The 16,452-nt window shown below is 61.4% G+C and carries 15 protein-coding genes, 4 tRNA genes and 3 pseudogenes; 12 read left to right on the forward strand and 10 right to left on the reverse strand.

Annotated elements, in window-relative coordinates:
- Positions 1 to 464 precede the first annotated feature (464 nt).
- Positions 465 to 1,025 carry a hypothetical protein gene (locus tag MSG_RS09345; RefSeq protein ID WP_096439034.1) on the reverse strand — a complete coding sequence of 187 codons (561 nt, stop codon included), beginning with the start codon at positions 1,023 to 1,025 and terminating at the stop codon, positions 465 to 467.
- 14 nt (positions 1,026 to 1,039) lie between these two features.
- Here MSG_RS09345 and MSG_RS09350 point away from each other — a divergent pair, with 14 nt between their 5' ends.
- From MSG_RS09350 to MSG_RS09375, 6 genes are all read left to right on the forward strand, one after another.
- Positions 1,040 to 2,518 carry a terminase large subunit domain-containing protein gene (locus MSG_RS09350; RefSeq protein WP_096439036.1) on the forward strand — a complete coding sequence of 493 codons (1,479 nt, stop codon included), beginning with the start codon at positions 1,040 to 1,042 and terminating at the stop codon, positions 2,516 to 2,518.
- On the forward strand, positions 2,499 to 3,923 hold the full coding sequence (locus tag MSG_RS09355) for a phage portal protein (protein WP_096439038.1): 1,425 nt from the start codon (positions 2,499 to 2,501) through the stop codon (positions 3,921 to 3,923). The genes MSG_RS09350 and MSG_RS09355 overlap by 20 nt, the downstream gene beginning before the upstream one ends.
- The gene (locus MSG_RS09360) at positions 3,923 to 4,363 is read left to right on the forward strand and encodes a hypothetical protein (protein WP_096439040.1); all 441 of its coding nucleotides are present in this window, start codon (positions 3,923 to 3,925) and stop codon (positions 4,361 to 4,363) included. The genes MSG_RS09355 and MSG_RS09360 overlap by 1 nt, the downstream gene beginning before the upstream one ends.
- Positions 4,364 to 4,438: 75 nt before the next feature.
- Positions 4,439 to 5,302 (forward strand): phage major capsid protein, encoded by an 864-nt coding sequence (locus tag MSG_RS09365; RefSeq protein WP_096439042.1) that lies wholly within the window; start codon positions 4,439 to 4,441, stop codon positions 5,300 to 5,302.
- A complete protein-coding gene (locus tag MSG_RS09370; RefSeq protein ID WP_096439044.1) occupies positions 5,302 to 5,628 on the forward strand; it encodes a hypothetical protein in 327 nt (108 codons plus the stop codon). The genes MSG_RS09365 and MSG_RS09370 overlap by 1 nt, the downstream gene beginning before the upstream one ends.
- A 162-nt stretch (positions 5,629 to 5,790) precedes the next feature.
- Entirely contained in the window at positions 5,791 to 6,138 is a 348-nt protein-coding gene (locus MSG_RS09375) for a hypothetical protein (RefSeq protein WP_096439046.1), read from the forward strand.
- Here MSG_RS09375 and MSG_RS09380 read toward each other — a convergent pair whose 3' ends face one another.
- The 5 genes from MSG_RS09380 to MSG_RS09400 all read right to left on the reverse strand — a co-directional run bounded on the left by MSG_RS09380 (position 6,139) and on the right by MSG_RS09400 (position 7,248).
- Complete coding sequence (locus MSG_RS09380) at positions 6,139 to 6,510, reverse strand: DUF732 domain-containing protein (protein ID WP_096439048.1); 372 nt, start codon at positions 6,508 to 6,510, stop codon at positions 6,139 to 6,141. It abuts the gene before it with no gap.
- Positions 6,507 to 6,827, reverse strand: a complete 321-nt coding sequence (locus MSG_RS09385) for a hypothetical protein (RefSeq protein WP_142404451.1) — start codon at positions 6,825 to 6,827, stop codon at positions 6,507 to 6,509. The genes MSG_RS09380 and MSG_RS09385 overlap by 4 nt, the downstream gene beginning before the upstream one ends.
- Before the next feature lie 158 nt (positions 6,828 to 6,985).
- Positions 6,986 to 7,060 (reverse strand) — tRNA-Val (locus MSG_RS09390).
- A gap of 16 nt (positions 7,061 to 7,076) precedes the next feature.
- A tRNA-Cys gene (locus tag MSG_RS09395) sits at positions 7,077 to 7,147 on the reverse strand.
- Between the two features lie 28 nt (positions 7,148 to 7,175).
- Positions 7,176 to 7,248 (reverse strand) — tRNA-Gly (locus MSG_RS09400).
- Positions 7,249 to 7,427: 179 nt separating this feature from the next.
- On the opposite strand from MSG_RS09400, the gene MSG_RS09405 reads away from it, so the two are divergent.
- From MSG_RS09405 to MSG_RS09420, 4 genes and pseudogenes are all read left to right on the forward strand, one after another.
- A tRNA-Val gene (locus MSG_RS09405) sits at positions 7,428 to 7,499 on the forward strand.
- A gap of 270 nt (positions 7,500 to 7,769) precedes the next feature.
- Positions 7,770 to 7,907 (forward strand): annotated as a pseudogene (locus MSG_RS26120) (helix-turn-helix domain-containing protein); the annotation flags it as partial.
- A 265-nt stretch (positions 7,908 to 8,172) separates the two neighbouring features.
- Positions 8,173 to 8,439: an NUDIX hydrolase gene (locus MSG_RS26005; protein WP_308737746.1), complete on the forward strand. Its 267-nt coding sequence runs from the start codon at positions 8,173 to 8,175 to the stop codon at positions 8,437 to 8,439.
- A gap of 45 nt (positions 8,440 to 8,484) precedes the next feature.
- Positions 8,485 to 8,797 (forward strand): annotated as a pseudogene (locus tag MSG_RS09420) (ABC transporter permease); the annotation flags it as partial.
- A 114-nt stretch (positions 8,798 to 8,911) separates the two neighbouring features.
- Here MSG_RS09420 and MSG_RS09425 read toward each other — a convergent pair.
- Positions 8,912 to 11,041, reverse strand: coding sequence for a S9 family peptidase (locus MSG_RS09425; RefSeq protein WP_096439052.1), 2,130 nt, complete (start codon positions 11,039 to 11,041; stop codon positions 8,912 to 8,914).
- 426 nt (positions 11,042 to 11,467) lie between these two features.
- Between MSG_RS09425 and MSG_RS25545 the strand changes: the two are divergent.
- Positions 11,468 to 11,654 (forward strand): annotated as a pseudogene (locus MSG_RS25545) (transposase); the annotation flags it as partial.
- Between the two features lie 518 nt (positions 11,655 to 12,172).
- Here the strand turns inward: MSG_RS25545 and MSG_RS25150 are convergent.
- The gene (locus MSG_RS25150) at positions 12,173 to 12,349 is read right to left on the reverse strand and encodes a hypothetical protein (RefSeq protein WP_162899111.1); all 177 of its coding nucleotides are present in this window, start codon (positions 12,347 to 12,349) and stop codon (positions 12,173 to 12,175) included.
- Here MSG_RS25150 and MSG_RS09430 point away from each other — a divergent pair.
- Entirely contained in the window at positions 12,336 to 13,502 is a 1,167-nt protein-coding gene (locus MSG_RS09430) for a PPE family protein (protein WP_096444284.1), read from the forward strand. The genes MSG_RS25150 and MSG_RS09430 overlap by 14 nt on opposite strands.
- A 730-nt stretch (positions 13,503 to 14,232) precedes the next feature.
- On the opposite strand, the gene espB is transcribed toward MSG_RS09430, so the two are convergent.
- Both espB and MSG_RS09440 read right to left on the reverse strand, forming a co-directional pair.
- Positions 14,233 to 15,612 carry an EspB family ESX-1 secretion system-associated protein gene (espB, locus tag MSG_RS09435; protein ID WP_096439054.1) on the reverse strand — a complete coding sequence of 460 codons (1,380 nt, stop codon included), beginning with the start codon at positions 15,610 to 15,612 and terminating at the stop codon, positions 14,233 to 14,235.
- Between the two features lie 155 nt (positions 15,613 to 15,767).
- On the reverse strand, positions 15,768 to 16,406 hold the full coding sequence (locus MSG_RS09440) for a TetR/AcrR family transcriptional regulator (protein WP_096439056.1): 639 nt from the start codon (positions 16,404 to 16,406) through the stop codon (positions 15,768 to 15,770).
- Positions 16,407 to 16,452: the final 46 nt, after the last annotated feature.

Below are 16,452 nucleotides of genomic sequence, written 5' to 3' on the forward strand. Positions count from 1 at the left end.
ATCACATCATCCCGATTGCTGAGAGGCCGGATCTGGCCTTTGACGAGTTGAATGTCACTGTGCGTTGCCGTCCGTGTAATGGCCGGCGTGCTGACAATTGCAGCGATGCGGAGAGAAAGGCCGTTGAGCTTGCCATAGCGGCACGAAAACAGCGTACCCTATCCTTTTACCTTGGGCAGCATAAAAGTGGCTTAGAATTAAGCTGAGAGGCCAGTAATCGCTATTTGTGGATTAGTGGGCGTGAACACTGGTGGATTGGGTTTGGATCTCGGCTTGCTCGGCGTGCGCGTGGACGGCAGCGTGAATGCCAAAGAACACGGCGAGCGCAAAAAGGATTCCCCGCGTAGTCATGCAAGAAATGCTAAGCGATTGGCCGCAGGAATGCCAGAGGAAAGCGCAGGCAAACCTGGGGGGAAGCCCGCACCCGAGGCGCTGTCCGCTCGATCAGCACAGCGCAGGGGCGATTACTCTTTGCGCCTGCGTCCCAATCTGGGTAGGCGAATGTATTTCCAACGTTGCATGCCGAACCGTTTGCATTTTAAGTAGACCCAGTAGTTGCCGTTATCGATTGCATTTGCCGACCGGATCAAGGTTGCGGCTTGAGCCGCGGCCGTGAGAATCTCCGCTTCTAACCACCGGGCATTATTTTGCAAGAATTCTGCCCGTAGTTCGTGATGCAGCCCAAATCCGGGCAAGGATTGATTCAGGCCGAAGCGAGCAGCGATGTCCAATAATATGTCTATTAGCTGACCAATCATTACCTGATTTGGCGCCTTGAGACCATCTCGCTTAGAGATTATCCGCAGCTTGTCGGCCGCGTCTCGCGCGTGTCCCTCTGTTATCGCGTAGCGGTCGCCCTTGAGGTATAAATCGCACGCTTGGAATAGCGGGTACGCGGTTTGCCGCAGTCGCTGACGTAGGTCGCGCTGACGACCGCCCACCGCGACAGCAAAGGGGACGGCCACCCCAGCGAACATGAGAGGTACCCCGATGATTGTCGCCCACTCTGCGATTTCAGCGAGCATTTAAGGAGTCAATCATGCGGGCAGGCCCTAAAGGGTCAGTCGATGACAGTATGTTGCCGTGGCGTCCGCGCTCAAGCGGGTCGGCCCGATTCGCGGCTTTTTGCGAGCGCTATATCCGCGTTCCAAAGGGCAAGGGTGCACGCAAGCCGCTCAAGCTTCGACAGTGGCAGCGGGAGCTTGCGGGGAGCGTCTTGGACGCCGATCCGCAGCCGCGTATTGCTGGGTGGTGCCTGCCACGAGGCCAAGGCAAGAGCACGCTGGTGGCCGCGCTGGGCCTCTACGAGCTGATGCTCGGCGGGGAGGGTGCCACGGTCGTCGTCGCGGCGGTGGACGAGCGGCAGGCCGGGATCGTGGGCGGTATCGCTACCCGCATGGTGGAGCTTCACCCTGACTTGGCGAGCCGGGTGCAGACGTTTCAGAACCGGCTTTTGGTGCCGTCGCGGGGTGCGTCGTTTGTGGTGCTTCCCGCTTCGCCGGCATCCCTAGAGGGCTTGGATTACACGCTGGCGATTGCTGACGAGATCGGCCGTATCAACCAGGAAACCTGGGAGGTGCTTGCACTCGCTCAAGGTAAGCGGGAGCGTTCGACGCTGATCGGGATTGGCACGCCTGGGCCTACGGAGGAGAACGTGCTCGCCAATCTGCGGGCCTACTCGCTGGCGTGTCCTGAGGACACGAGCCAGGTTTACCGGGAGCATTCCGCGGCCGGGTTTGAGGACCATCCGCCTGACTGCCTGCATTGCTGGGGGCTGGCCAACCCGGCGCTGGATGACTTTCTTCACCGCGACGCTATGCGGGCGCTGCTGCCGCCCAAGATGTCGGAACAGGCTTTCAGACGGGCTCGGTTGTGTCAGCACGTCACCGGCAACGATGAGCCGGCTTTGCCGCCGGGTTTGTGGGACTCGCTGAGCACGGATCAAAGCATCCCTGATGGTGCTGAGGTTGTGTTGAGCTTCGACGGCTCCTATAGCGGCACCGACTGCACGGTGATCCTTGCGAGCACTGTCAGCGCTACCCCGCACATGGATGTTGTTGGTGTGTGGCAGCGGCCGGAATATGCGCAAACCGACTGGCGCGTACCAGTCTTGCAAGTGGAGCAAGAGATCCGCGATGCCTGCCAACGCTGGAAAGTGTTGGAGATTGCCGCCGACCCGTACCGCTGGCAACGCTCCCTAGAGGTACTGAAAGAGGACGGCTTGCCTTGTCTGGAGTTCCCGCAGGCACCGTCCCGCATGTGTGCAGCCACGGCCGATTTCTTGACTGCGTGTGTCAATGACGGGCTTAGTCATAGCGGGAATGTGACGTTGGCAGCGCATCTGGCGAACGCGGTGCTGCACGAGGACAACCGCGGGGCGCGGATGGTGAAGGCCACGCGATCCCGTCACGCCGGCCAAATCGACGCCGCAATCTGCGCCGTGATGGGACACAGCCGCTCAACGTGGCTGGCGATGAACAAGCCGAAGCCTAAGCGGTATGCGAGTTTCCGCGCCTAATCTAAGGACTTCAAAACTGAATACGAGTAGTGATCTTTTAATCGAACTGCTGATGCGCCTAGACCGTCCGCAGTTCCGGATTGCCGAGCTTGAGCGCTATTTCACTGGCACGCAGGCCTTGGCGTTCCTGAGTCCCGATCAACGTACTGCGTTGGATCGCTTCGGGCGCATGGCGTCCAATATCCCGCGTCTGGCTGTGACTTCGTTGACTGAGCGTCTGCGGGTGAGTGGCTTTACCGGGGCGGATGTCTGGCGTGACTGGCTGGCGAATGACCTTGATCAACAGTCGGACATTGCCCACCAGGAGGCCCTGACGTTCGGCAGTTCCTACGTGATCGTGTGGGGCCGGTCGGGCAAGCCGCAGGTAAGCATAGAAAGCCCGAAACAGGTTGCGGTGATTCGTGATCCCGGTTCACGCAAGGTGCTTCGGGCGGTGAAGCGCTGGCACAGCAATATCGGCGGCAAAGCCGAGACCTGGGCAGTGGCCTACTACCCCGACCACATTGAGACTTGGTACGCCGACCAGGCTGCTGCGGCTGGCGCGGCATTAGACCTCGTTAGCGAAATCGACAACCCGCTTGGCGTTGTGCCGGTGATACCCCTCACGAACAGCGTCTTGTTGGATGGTGTCGGTCCGGATCTCGGATATCTGTATGACTACGGGTATAGCGAGATTCACGACCTGATCCCGCTTGTGGATGGCCTTAACAAGCTTCTGACGGACATGCTCGTCACTGCTGAGTTCTCCGCTCGTCCAAGGAGATTCGCAATCGGCGTCCAGCTTGTCGAGGAGCCGGTTCTTGACGACGAGGGCAACCCAACCGGCGAGACCGTTGCTGTCAATCCGATCCCGGAAAGCAACCGGGCGATGATCAGCGAGAACGAAAACGCCAAGTTCGGCCAGCTCGACGCCGCCGACCTGACTGGCTACGAGAACGCCGTGAACGTGCTTCTCGGTCAAATCATGGCAGTCTCAGCGCTTCCCGGTCATTTTCTCGGCATCATGACCGACAACCCGGCTAGCGCCGACGCTATCCGCGGTTCCGAGGCATCTCTTACTGCGAGGGCCGAAGCCCGCCAAAAGAATTTCGGACGAGCCTGGGAACAGGTGGCGCGCTTGATGGTTGCTGTCCGCGACGGCACCGACCCGGCTGACGTGGACGTGCAAGTCCAATGGGCACCGGCAGACACCCGCAGCGAAAGCCAAGAGGCGGACGCCGCCACGAAGCTGTATCAGGCCGGAATCCTCTCCCGCGCTGGCACGCTGCGCCGCTTGGGATTCAGCGCAGACCAAATCAAACAGGAACTTCTAGACAAGCGTGCCGAGCTTCTATCGGAAGACCCGATAGGGCACTACACGGCAACCAACGATCCACGCGTGCAACTAGCTAACGAAGGAAACTAATGAGTGAGGACGTGCAGCCCGACGCTGCCACCGACCGTCAGGTGTCGCAAGATGAGACACCTGACGACACCGCAGGTGCGACAAATGCCGCATCTGACGATGCCGATCAGTTCCCGCGCGATTACGTCGAACGACTCCGCAAAGAGTCTGCTGGATACCGCGATAAGGCAAAGACTGCCGAGGGTCGATCCGACGAGCTGGCTCGCCAGTTGTTCGCTGCCCGCGTGGCCGCTACCGGTCTTCTGGCCGATCCAAGGGACCTACCTTTTGACGCCAACTGGCTCGACAGCGAGACCGAGCTTCGGGGCGCGATCGCCGCGCTGCTGGACGACAAGCCGCACCTGAAGGCCCGCAACGTAACTGGCGATATCGGCCAGGGCAGGCGCGGTGAGGCAGCCGCGAAGGTCAACCTGATCGGTTTGTTGCGGGGAGAACGCTAAGCGCCAGGCGCGCAACATAATCCGTTCCCGGCGAACGGCTGAACACACAACTTAATAGAGGAAAACAACTCAATAATGTCTATCGAAACAACGTCGGGCAATTCAGCGTTGCTTGCCTCGGTCGTACAGCAGCTTGTTGTGCAACCGTTGGAACAGGCCAGCACGTTCCTAGCGGCCGGCCCGATCATCATCGACTCAAACAAGCCCGTGCGTATTCCGCGCATCACCGCCGGAACTTCGGCCGGATTCGTGGCAGAGGGGAACTTGATCTCCGATGGGTCAGTCACTTTCGACGAGGTTGATGCGCTGCCTTCGACCCTGAAGTCGATCAAGGTGTGGCTGCCCGTATCCAACGAGCTTCTGCGAACAAGCGCCGTTGACGGGCTGAACGCCATTCTGCAAACCCGACTTCTCACCGATGTCTCCCATGCACTGGACACCGCTTTGTGGGATGGGGCCGGGACAAGCAACACAATTAAGGGCATCCTTCAGGAGTCGGGAATCGCTACCGGCACGCTTGACCTGACCGACGCAGATTCGCTTATCGACGGACTGGCGACCGCCCAGGGAAACAAGGTCAGCCCAACGCATCTGGTGATGACCTCGGCCAGCTTCTCGGCGCTACGCAAGCTGAAGGTTGGTACCGACGACAAGCGTTACATCTTCGACCCGAACGGCTCGATTCAAGATGGCACCGCGTTCCGGTTGCTCGGATTGCCGGTCATCATCACCGACCACATTCCGGACGTGTCGAGTAAAGCCCGCGTAGCCCTGGTCGACTTCAGCAAGGTTGCCGTTGTCCGCGACACCGACGCCAGCGTGTTCATCGCCGATCAGACGTTGGCGAACTACGACACCGTGGCTATCCGCGTGACGCTGCGGATGGACGTGACACTGCTTCAGCCGCACGCGGTGACGGTGCTGACTGAAGCCAGCTAATGCCCAGCCCGATACCGGCTTCGGACTACCAGCAATTCGCCAAGGAAACCTATTCGGGCGATAATCTGGCGCAGTTGAACTCGGTGCTGTCGGTCGTGGGGTCCATGGTGTCGTCCTACACACGCGGACGGGGTTTCACAGACGGCACACCCGCCGACGATTTGAAGGCCGTCATCATGACGGCTACCGCGCGAATGCTGAAGAACCCTAACGGCATCCGATCTGAATCGATGGGGCCGTTCATGACTCAGTACGACCAGGCGGTTTTTAACTGGACTCTTTCGGAGTTGACCGTGATGGACCGTTACAGGGTTAAGGCGCAATAGGTTTCCCGCCATCGTTGCCGGGATTTACGCCGGGTGACCGGCGGTACGGTGTGGCAACACGCCGGGGCTGGAACCATTCTCCCTTTTGGTTTGTGAGTGAGCAGCGCCAGGGTGGGGGTTAAACCCTTACCCTGGCGCTGCTTTCGCCGTACAATCATCTTTATGCAGTGGTTCCTGCTGATGGTTTTGACGGTCGCAGTCGTGACGTATTGGCCGTTAGTGCTTGGCATTGCGGGCTTGTACGCGGTCTACAAACTGGTCGGATGGCTGTCCGCTAAGTGGTGGGCCGCCGAGATCGCCCAGCGTGACGCTAGGGCCGCAAGAATCACCCGTCTAGTCCATAACGCGGACCACGAGCACCGTCTCGTACAGCAGGGCGACATGGACGGAATCTACGGTGACTTTCCACCTCCTGACCCGACGCGCGGTATCGGTATCTGGTTGTGCGACAACGAACAGCGACCCCTCCAAGAGACGGGGCCGCTGCCTGACGTTGGGTTCGCGGGCTAGCTAGCCACCCGGTGGCGTCACCGTGAGCCGCGAATCAGGGGGGAACTGGGACTGCGCTGGCGCAATCAGACCCTCCTGTGCGGGACAGTAAAACCCCACGGACACTGCGGCGAAGGCGTTTTCTGCGCTCACCGTCGAGCCCGAGTTTCTGGCCATCCCGTAGACGGTCTCGGCGTAGGTGAAACCGCCAGTGGTGAGAGCCTTGCAAACGAGATGCCCGCGGTTGATGGTCGCGGGGGTGTCGGGGTACGTGATTCCCATTGCGGCGAGCCCGTTCAGGAAGTCGCTATCCGTGTCCGCGTTAGCGACTGAAGCGGTGTACACGCCCAAACTCATTAGGGCGATAATCGCAGCGCACATGAGCGTTTTCATGGTGTCACTGTCCCACCGGGCGCCGACAAGTCCAGCTCGTTCATGCGCTCGGCTTCGTCGGCCGCAGCGTAAAGAACCTCAGCCAATTCGCGGGCCTGCGCGACGGTGATCACCCCGCTGTTCTCGATGCTGATACAACGCTCGACCCCGCCGTGCCACTGGCGCCCCCAGATCTTTACGCCGATGTCTTCGTATTCGTTGGCGCCGGGGACGGGTTCCTGCACGAGCCACGTACTTCCGTCGAAGTAACGCTGGCCCGGTTCGTTCTCCCAGTCGTGGAGCTTGGTGTGGCCAGCGGGGAGGGGGATATTCGTCATTTGCTGTGCTTCCTTTCCCATCGTGTCGGGAAAGTGCGCTCAGGCCGCTTGCGTCCACCTGTGGGCAAACATGCCCCTAGCCAGTCGGCTATGTGGTGCGCATGTGGTGCAAGCCCTAGCTAGATAATCTAGATATATATCTTGACCTGCTGTTAAGCTGGTGCGCGATACTGGGATTGAACCAGTGACCTCTTCCGTGTCAGGGAAGCGCTCTCCCGCTGAGCTAATCGCGCCGGGAGCAAAAAACGGAGGTGGAGACGGGAATCGAACCCGTGTGCACGGCTTTGCAGGCCGTTGCCTCACCACTCGGCCACTCCACCGCTGGGGTTGATGCCTCTAGCACCTTCGAGCGGATGACGGGATTCGAACCCGCGACCCTCACCTTGGCAAGGTGATGCGCTACCAACTGCGCTACATCCGCGCGCCACGGACGAGATCGTCGCCCGGTGCGAAGCACGACGATAGTCCACGAAAGCGGGCCCACACAAATCTCTCCATGCCGACCGTGTCTAGGCTAGCGCGTGACCGGCGGGACGCATGGGGCGGGATCTGTGACACCCAATTCGTGCTACTCTTCGACGTCGTTCGCCTCTCGGCGCCGGTCCCGTGGCTCAGTGGAAGAGCGTCCGCTTCACACGCGGAAGGTCGCTGGTTCGATCCCAGCCGGGACCACAACCTATTTTCCCAGTTCAGAGGGTATTTTTACCAGCACGTCAATTAGCGCCGGGCTATCCATGGGCTATCCGGTCTCGCCGGGAGAGTTTGCTGGCTGCGTCCAACACCCCACTGCCTTGGTGGTCGCCACAACAAGTGACAACAGTGGTTTTTAGGCCCCAAGACGGCTAGGGTGGACACCAGAAATGGGACCGTGGGCGAGATGGCATAAAACGCACTCCTATCAAACAAAATCGTTCTAGATATTTTTCAAGGGGTGCTTTCACTGTGTCCAATTCCACCGAGATTTCTCGTTTTTTGTCAACCGCGCAAGCCGCGAAATACCTTGGGGTGTCGCAAACTGCACTCCGCAGCTACGTCCATAAGAAAATAATCCCGGTCCACCGTCTAGGGCGAAGATTATTCAAATACGACGTCGCAGAGCTTGATATCGTCGTGAAAACCGCAGGGGTTGTGATGCATGGCGACGGTCACGGGTGGGTGAGAGCCGTTGACGGCGAGCGGTTGTTCGGCCGGTACGGCGTTGCGGGGCTGTTGCTGGCCGCTGCCGGCCCCGATGAGGCAACCGGCCGTGTTGCTGCAACGTCGAGCGGTCTGGACGCATCACGGCGGCACCTGGGGTATATGAGCCGGGGCGCGAGACAGCCCAGAGAGCGCCGTACAGGCCGCCATCCGCGAGGCGCACGAAGAAACCGGCCTCGACCCGACTGTCATCTCTGTGACCGGCTCTGTGGTGACCTCGCGCCCAGCGGGCACCGAGTGGACGTACACGACCGTGCTTGCCGCCACCCACACCACACCCACCCTGGCCGGTAGCGCCGACAGTGCCGAGCTGGCCTGGGTGCCGGTTGCCGACGGGAGCACCTGGCGCTGCACCCTGGCTTGGCCGCGAGCTGGCCACAAACTGCGGTCGGTGGTCTGCGCTCGGCCCCAATAACGGGAAAGACCGGGAAATAGCCGCCCATTTGGGTGTCAGAGGTAACTGTGTTTCGGCATCCTGGCCACCCGCTACCGCGACATCGGTCCGCTGCTGTTCTCGGTGGTGCGGCTGTTGTTCTTTATCACGCCGGTCATTTGGAATGACGACACCTTGCGGCAGCAGGGGATCGGACGATGGTCGAGCATCGTCGAGCTCAACCCGCTGCTGCACTACCTCGACATCGTTCGCGCCCCGCTGCTGGGTGCCCGCCAGGAGCTGCGGCACTGGGCCGTGGTGGCGGTGCTGGCGGTCGTCGGCTGGGTGCTCGCGGCCGTGGCGATGCGGCAGTACCACGCGGGTCCCTTACCGGGTGTGAAACATAATGCGCCGCCTGTGAAGTGGGCCAGTAAACCTCGGGTGGAACGCTGGGTACGGACCAGGGCGAGTGGGCGAAGTGGCAACTCCAGCCGACCTCCGTCGCGACGATCTCCTAGCCACCACCGAAACGGTCCGGATCGGCAGTGGCTAACACCCATGCGCAATTGAATGCGAGTTCCTTCCACGCCTCGTAGCGGCCACTGAGTCCGAAATGTCCGGCATTGACTTGCGTCTTCAAGAAGATGGGACAGCCGCTCGTGTTGGCATGTCGAAGCGCTGCAACCCATTTCGCTGGTTCCACATAGTAAACCCTGGTATCTTGCAGTGATGTTGTCGCGAGTACGGCAGGGTAGCGTTTGGCCGCAACATTTTCATATGGGGAATAGGACTTCATATACCAATAAACATCCCTGTCGCTGAGCGGATTTCCCCACTCTTCCCATTCAGTGACAGTCAGCGGGAAGGATGGATTCAGCGCAGTCGTCAGCGGATCGACAAACGGAACCTCCGCCAGAATACCGGCAAAGAGGTCTGGCGCCATATTTGCCACCGCGCCTACCAACAGACCACCCGCGCTTGCACCCATTGCTACCAGCTGACCCGGGCGGGTAATTCCCTTGTCGGTCAGGTGCCTTGCCACCGCAACAAAGTCGGTGAAAGTGTTCTTCTTCTCGAAGATTTTGCCGTGCTCGTACCACATCCGACCCATTTCCCCGCCGCCGCGGACGTGGGCGATCGCGAACACCACGCCGCGGTCCAGTAGCGACAACAGGGCGGCGGAAAAGGTCGGATCGTGGCACGCCTCATAAGCACCGTAGCCGAAAAGCAGTGTTGGAGCGGGGAATTTGACATCGACACCGTGAACAGCGGACACCGGGATGCGTGTCCCGTCGTCGGCAACGGCCCAGTCCCGCCGTTCAACATAGTCAGCGGATCGGTAACCCCCAAGAACCGACTTCTCGCGCAGCAGGACCCGCTCACTGTTAGCAACGTCGACATCGTAGATGCGCGCCGGAATAGTAAAGGAGCCAGCCTTGATCCGGACCGTGGGCGCAGACCAGTTCGGATTGTTATGCAAACATGCCGACAACAGCTCGGAGCCAAACGAGATCTCTTTTTGCGGATCGTAAGTTCCGTCAGAGTTGATGCGCCACACCTGTAGGCGTGGCAACGCCTGCCGCCGATAACTGACTACAAGGTGCCCTGCGAAGGCGTTGACCGCGTCGAGTCGGACATCGTCGCGGTGCGCGATAAGGGTGCGTTGGGACGTCGGATCAAAGACCGGAGCTTCGCTGAGCATGAAATTCACCGCGCCGTCGTTGTGCAGGATCAAGAACCGATCCTGCCCGCCGACGACCGCGTGCTCCACTGAGTACTGGATTCCTTCGCGGCGAGCCAGCACAACCGTAAGGCACGATTGCGGATCGGCGGCATCCGCATAGCGGACTTCAGAGGTGATAGACGACGCCGACGAGATGAACACGTACCGCCCACTGCGCGTGAGGTTTAGCTCAAGCCAGAACTTTTCATCCGCTTCGTGATACACAAGCTCCGAGGTCCCCTCGGAGCCCACAAGGTACCGCCACACCTTGTCGGGTCGTTGGGCCGCGTCCAGCGTCAGGTAGTACACGGTCTGGTTGTCGGCCGCCCACGCAATGTCCAGACCGAGATCGGCGATTTCGTTGGGATAGCGCTCGCCAGAGCGTAAATCCTTGAAGCGAAGCAGGTAGCGTTCGTCGCCGATTGTATCGACCGAATATGCCAGTAAATTACCGTCGAGGCTCACCGCCACAGCGCCCAGTGCGAAGAACTCACAGCCCTGCGCTTCATCATTACAGTCGAGCAAGATCTGCTCACCTGGGAGCGCGATGCCTTCACCCAATGCGGGGGGACTCCAGTCGTCGGGATCGGTTACAGGACAACGGCAATGTGCGCGGTACTGTTTTCCCTCGTAGGTACGCGTGTAATACCACCAGTCGCCCTGTCGGGCGGGCACCGATAGATCGGTTTCTTTGGTGCGTGCCTTGATCTCATCGAAGATCTTCTGTCGCAATGATTCCAGGTGTGCCGTGGCGTGATCAAGGTAGACGTTCTCTGCCTTGAGATGGGCGAGCACCTCAGGATCGCCCTTGTCTCGCAACCACTCGTACGGGTCCATGAACACGTCCCCATGGTGTTCGCGCCGTGTCGGCACACGTTTAGCGATGGGAGGCGCGGGCTTATCGAAAACACCACCCGTCATTCGACTCGCCTGGTCCAGCCACCGAGGCCGAGCCCAAAGATGCGCTCGATACCGCGCTGCTGCGTCACCTCGGTGCCAACAGCTACGACATACCCCTCACTCATGACAACCCCATCCGCTCGCGAAGGAATTTTCCTTGTTGCGCAATCCGTGAGCAGCTCAAGCCAATACGAAGACCCATCAGCAGTCACGCACCATCGGCCAGGCCAGCCCCAGGGCAGGGGGTAACACGCATAGCCAACAAGCGCCCGGCGATCATATGCGAGGGACTCGGAGCGCGTCCAGAAGTGTTGTGTATGAGTCGGGTCTAATCAGGGTGCCTGGCGTGCCGCAGCCGAATGAATGCCGAATGAATGGAGGTACTTTCGCTGTTCTTCCAGAGACCGTCCAGAGTTGCTCGACGCGATCACTGCTGCTGCCTAACGCCGTGAACGGCTAGCGAAGTTCATCCACACGCTGATGGGCGCAGCCGACCCCTGCTGCGCCGAACGTGGCCAACGCAGCGCCGAACGCACTAAAACAACGCAATGACTGTCATCGCCGCCAATTCGACACTCACGCAATGCCATTGGATGTTGCGATCCCCAAGCTGTGGCGCGGATCGTATTTCCCCAGCCAGGCTTGACCAGCGCCGGGACGAGCTCATCCGTGCGCCGTATCGATACCCCGAGCAGATGGTATGGGCCTCCGCTGTTGCTAACCACCTCACTGGACGTGACCTGGTTGGGGTGGATACGGGCTTTAACTCTATGAGTTTTCGATGAATCCACTCGTGTGTTCCGGCATGGTTATTGCGAATGTGCCGATAACCGCGCTTCTGCCGGCTCTCAAGGAGCGGGTGCTAAACGCGTGGTCCTCTCACCCTGATTCGGGTGCTACAGTCACTGCCGTGTTCTGGCGCCCCCGTGCGTCTTGGCTGCGAGGAGGTGGGTTCGACAATGACTTCGAGCGATAGTCCGCATCCGAGTCCGCAGTTGCCTTTCCCCAGCCGCAGCCCGGAATTTCCCTCGACAACCTTCTAAGTTCGTCTCGGGCGTAGGCCGATCGTCTTCCGAAAAGCATTGGGAAGCTAGGCCGTGTGGCTCTGAAGGGCCGCCCCCTCATGCCGGTTAAGAACTCACGCGAGGATTCTCAGCCGAGAATAACCCGCGGATAAATCGGCGGGTCGCTGCGGCTATCACCGAGCATGCCCGGCCGCCTGGCAGCGCCGCCGCGGATCGGCATAACAGGACGGACCACTTCCCCACAAATATTTAACAAGTTGAATGAGAGGTAGGCGACGATGGCTGCATTGATGAGCTTCGGCATGCTTCCACCGGAAGTCAACTCTGCCCGCATGTACACCGGAGCAGGTTCAGGTCCGCTATTGACCGCCGCGGCGTCCTGGCAGGCACTCGGTGCCGAATTACATTCGGCGGCAATGAGTTACAGCTGGCTGATCTCCGAGCTCAGATCCACCGGATGGCGGGGATCAGCATCAGCAAAAATGGCGGCGGCAGTAGCACCCTACATAACATGGTTGAACGTCGCTGCGGCCCAAGCCGAGTCCACCGCCGCGCAGGCCACCGCGGCAGCCGGCGCTTATCACTGCGCGTTTGTGGCCACAGTGCCACCCAAATTGGTTGCAGCCAACCGGGCGCAGCTGATCGCGCTCATCACCACGAACATTTTTGGCCAAAACACGCCGGCGATCGCCGCCAACGAAGCCCAATACGCCCAAATGTGGGCCCAGGACACGACAGCGATGTACAGCTACGCTGCGTCGGCAGCGGCGGCCACCCAGCTCACTCCGTTCACCCTGCCGCCCGATACGGTGGACCCGGCCGGGTTGGCAGCTCAATCAGCAGCCGTCATGCAGGCCGATGTGACCGTCGGCGAGCAAATCACGTCACACCAACTGACGTCGGCGATCCCTGACACGCTGCAAGAGCTTGCGCGTGGAATTTTCCCCGAATCCTTCGACGACCTATGGGAACAATGGGGACCCAACGCCCAATTCTGGAACACTGCGGTCCCCGCAGCTGTCGCGACTCCGAGCAGCTTGATCACGACGTTTTTCGGGTTGGCCAGCGGTGAGGAAGCGGCCACTGATGCGGCCGTTGCCAGCGGCACCGCTGCTGAGCTGGGAGTCCCTGAGCTCGGTGCGGACTTGGCGGCACCGGTGGAAAGCGCCACTATGTTCAGCGCTGTGAACGGCGGTCCAACAACAGCGGGGTTAAGCAAAGCCGTCACCGTCGGAGCGTTGTCGGTGCCGCCAAGTTGGGCAGGCGAGAACCAGATCAGAACCCCGACGGCCCTGCCGTTGGGAGCCACACCCATGATCAACGCCGGTGCGCCACAAGGCACCCCCGGCATGCCCGGCATGCCGATGGGCCCGCCAACCAACCGGGATTATGGCCGAACTATCCCCCAGTACGGGTTCCGTCTTACTGTGCTAACACGCCCACCCGCCGGAGGGTAACGCGCTATCGCTGAATACACGATGCCTTTGCCGCGCCTGGATCTGTTGTCATTCCGGCGCCGGAGCCGATCGCGTGCATCGGGCCGGCGAAGCGACATCTCGCGATTCCTTTGCCAGCTGCGATCAACGGCTCGAATGTGTGCAGGACCCATGGCGGAGCTGCAAGACAAGTTGTAAATAAGGCGCGAGTTCGCATGCAAAATACCACCTTTCGGATAGCGCGAGAACTCTTGAACATAGCAACCGACGAAAACGTAAGTGAAGCAGTCAAATTGAACGCTATTACTGAAGTTTTGGACCGTGGCGGTTAGGCGGTGAAATCGACCGTGGACGTTGATATTTCAGTCAAGCCGCACGAGTTCATCTTTGGATCCTCTCCGAAACCGGGCGAGAAACTGACGCCCAATCGCCTAGTCCAAGCACTGATTTTCGATTCTTAAACCATCCAGTTTGCTAGATTTCCAGCCAGTCAACGCCGTGACCGGCAGGTTGGCATCGCCGGGCTATCCACGGGCTATCCCTAACGGGCATACTGCTGGGTGTTGTTGGCGCCTGTTGTGACTGGGATGCCAGCTAAACGCGTTGGGGAACAGGATAATCCGCTGATCAAGAGCTTACCATCTCAGCAAACAAATCTGGTTCGATCCCAGCCGGGACCACAAGTTCTGACCTGTTCCGACATCGGATCCGATGCCCCAGGCGATGACCGGGGCGTGGGCGTTGGTCCCCTTTACGCGACCCGGCGCCGACCGATCACGGCCTCCGTCCAGGGCCGGTCCTCGACGTACAGCGCGGACTCATCCTGTTGCGCGCGTTTGCCTTTGCCGGCGGCCTGACCGTGGGCGGCGCCCATCGGCATGCCTGCGCCGCCACCCCCGTTGAGCGCCGCGTAGGCCGCCGGAATCGGAATCGCGCGACCCGCGCCCGCGCCCCCGGGCGCCGCGGCGAGCCCGGACTCCGCGTGCGGCTGCAACGGCATCGACGGCACGCCGGTCCCGCGACCCCCGAACGATGCCGGTTTGAGCGCCGGCCCCGAGGGCCGGCCGGTCGACTTATCGGCGGCGCTCATGGTCGCCGCCAGCGTCGGGTCGCTCGATGCCGACGGCATACCGCCCAACGGCATGCTGGGCAGTGCGGGCGGGACAAAGGGCAGGCCAGCGTCCGGTAGGGGATTGGGGTCCAGACCGGGGCCGGGGCCGGGGAGGGGCCCGGGCTCGGGCTGAGTGTCCGGTGGCGGGACGCATTTGTAGGCGTTGGGCGGACTGGGCGGGCTCACCGGTGCCAGGGCGACCCGCCGCTCGTATTCGGCCAGCACCGCCTCGGACTTGGCCTGGCACTCCGAGTACAACCGCAGCAGCGCGGCCATTCCCAACGGGTTTCTTTCCCATTCCGGCAGCCCCTGGGTCGCTATCCACCGCTCGTCGAGCCGTCGGATCTGCTCGAGGGTGGGGTGCTCGCTGACCGCCCAGCGGTGCGCGGCGACAACGTTTCGGGCCTGGGTGGCCAGCTGGCCGCACAATGTCGCCATGTGGTCCAGCCAGCTCCGCTGCTGATCCAGGTTTTGCTCGGCAACCAGTCGGGCGTCGCTGTCCCAGCTGGTGAAGGGCCGGAACCGGTAGCGGGCTTCCAGCAGCTTGCGCTGGTACGCCGTCCAGGCATCGGCGAACCGTAGGAGCGACGCGCCCTGGTCACCGCTCATGAGCTTCAGCACGGCCTCTTTGGCCGAGGAGTACGGGACGGGGACCCGCGGCGTCGACGCGGTCTCGGTGAGCATTTCGGGCTCCGTGGCGTACCGGGCGGACTTCGGCGTCGTCGCCGGGATGGCTGTCTCGTTGTCCAGGGCGTCGGCGGCGCGTTCGTCGGTCTCCCGGTAGGCGTCGGCCGCATCGCGCAGGGACTGGGCCAGCCGTCCGCGCTCCCGGTCGCCGGCCGCGAGGTAAATCCGCATGTTGTCGGCGGACAGCGCGAGTTGTTCGGTCGCGGTGCGGACCAACTGCAGTGTGCACGCCGCGTCGGCGTTGTCGAGCGGGACCCCCGCCAGCTGGGCCTCGATGTCGCGGGCTCGCGCGGTCAGCTCGGCGTATTCCACGTTCAGCGTCAGGTGCGTCATGGCTAGTGGTCTCCTGGTCATGGCGGGTGGTTATCGATTGATAACCTGAACCGAGGTTATCATTTGATAACCCGATGTCAAGAGGTTTGCGCAACGGAGTCGTTTCGGGCAGCGCAGGTGCGGGCCGAACGTCGTCGGCAACGGGCTCGACGAAGCTAGATGCGGTTAATCGGAGGCGTCGTCTGCAGGTTTAAAGCGTCTGCCGCAGAACGGATTTCGGCCAACCGGGCGGGCTCGGCCAGCAGCGCGACCAGGCCGAACTCGAGGATTTCGTCCGGGCTGACCGTCAGCTGGGGTGTCAGCGCGTCGAACAGGGCTTGCAGCAGCCTCGACGCCGAGAGCGGATTGATGGCACGCACGTCGCCCTCGGCCTGCGCCGTCTCGATCAGCTCGGCGAGCGCCCGCTCGAGCTTCGCGGCAAGCTCCTGTTCCGCGGCGAAGCGGTCCTGCCACAAATCCGGGGTCGCGATGACGGACACCACCACCTCCGGCGAGGCGTGCAGGTGGTTGAGCGATTCCCGCAAGAAGCGATGCAGCTTGACGGCGGCGGGCACGGGCAGCGCCGCGAGTTCGTCGGCTAATTGGACCGGCCACTCCAGGGCGAGGCGGACGATCGCTGCGAAGATGTCGCCCTTGGCCGAGAAGTGCTTGTAGAGCGCCGGCTGCTCGACGCCGACGGCCGCCGCGATGTCCCGGGTGGAGGTGGCGGAGTAGCCCTGCTTGGCGATGAGCTCGGCGGTGGCGCGCAGGATGCGGACCTGGGTCGGGCTCCACTGCTTGGCGTCGGCGGGCATGGGGCTGAGGTTAGCCGTACCGGCGGTCGCCGGCCGGAAGGTGTCG

It is taken from the genome of Mycobacterium shigaense (genome assembly GCF_002356315.1).
Lineage (GTDB): Bacteria > Actinomycetota > Actinomycetes > Mycobacteriales > Mycobacteriaceae > Mycobacterium > Mycobacterium shigaense.

What these genes read in the sequence shown, in the direction of transcription:
- MSG_RS09375 (WP_096439046.1), top strand. Translation starts at nt 5,791, where the DNA reads ATGCAGTGGTTCCTGCTGATGGTTTTGACGGTCGCAGTCGTGACGTAT.
- MSG_RS09355 (WP_096439038.1), top strand. Translation starts at nt 2,499, where the DNA reads ATGCGAGTTTCCGCGCCTAATCTAAGGACTTCAAAACTGAATACGAGT.
- MSG_RS25150 (WP_162899111.1), bottom strand. Translation starts at nt 12,349, where the DNA reads ATGCCGAAGCTCATCAATGCAGCCATCGTCGCCTACCTCTCATTCAAC.
- MSG_RS09345 (WP_096439034.1), bottom strand. Translation starts at nt 1,025, where the DNA reads ATGCTCGCTGAAATCGCAGAGTGGGCGACAATCATCGGGGTACCTCTC.
- MSG_RS09350 (WP_096439036.1), top strand. Translation starts at nt 1,040, where the DNA reads ATGCGGGCAGGCCCTAAAGGGTCAGTCGATGACAGTATGTTGCCGTGG.
- MSG_RS09425 (WP_096439052.1), bottom strand. Translation starts at nt 11,041, where the DNA reads ATGACGGGTGGTGTTTTCGATAAGCCCGCGCCTCCCATCGCTAAACGT.
- MSG_RS09380 (WP_096439048.1), bottom strand. Translation starts at nt 6,510, where the DNA reads ATGAAAACGCTCATGTGCGCTGCGATTATCGCCCTAATGAGTTTGGGC.
- MSG_RS09365 (WP_096439042.1), top strand. Translation starts at nt 4,439, where the DNA reads ATGTCTATCGAAACAACGTCGGGCAATTCAGCGTTGCTTGCCTCGGTC.
- MSG_RS09440 (WP_096439056.1), bottom strand. Translation starts at nt 16,406, where the DNA reads ATGCCCGCCGACGCCAAGCAGTGGAGCCCGACCCAGGTCCGCATCCTG.
- MSG_RS09360 (WP_096439040.1), top strand. Translation starts at nt 3,923, where the DNA reads ATGAGTGAGGACGTGCAGCCCGACGCTGCCACCGACCGTCAGGTGTCG.
- MSG_RS09430 (WP_096444284.1), top strand. Translation starts at nt 12,336, where the DNA reads ATGAGCTTCGGCATGCTTCCACCGGAAGTCAACTCTGCCCGCATGTAC.
- MSG_RS09370 (WP_096439044.1), top strand. Translation starts at nt 5,302, where the DNA reads ATGCCCAGCCCGATACCGGCTTCGGACTACCAGCAATTCGCCAAGGAA.
- MSG_RS09385 (WP_142404451.1), bottom strand. Translation starts at nt 6,827, where the DNA reads ATGACGAATATCCCCCTCCCCGCTGGCCACACCAAGCTCCACGACTGG.
- espB (WP_096439054.1), bottom strand. Translation starts at nt 15,612, where the DNA reads ATGACGCACCTGACGCTGAACGTGGAATACGCCGAGCTGACCGCGCGA.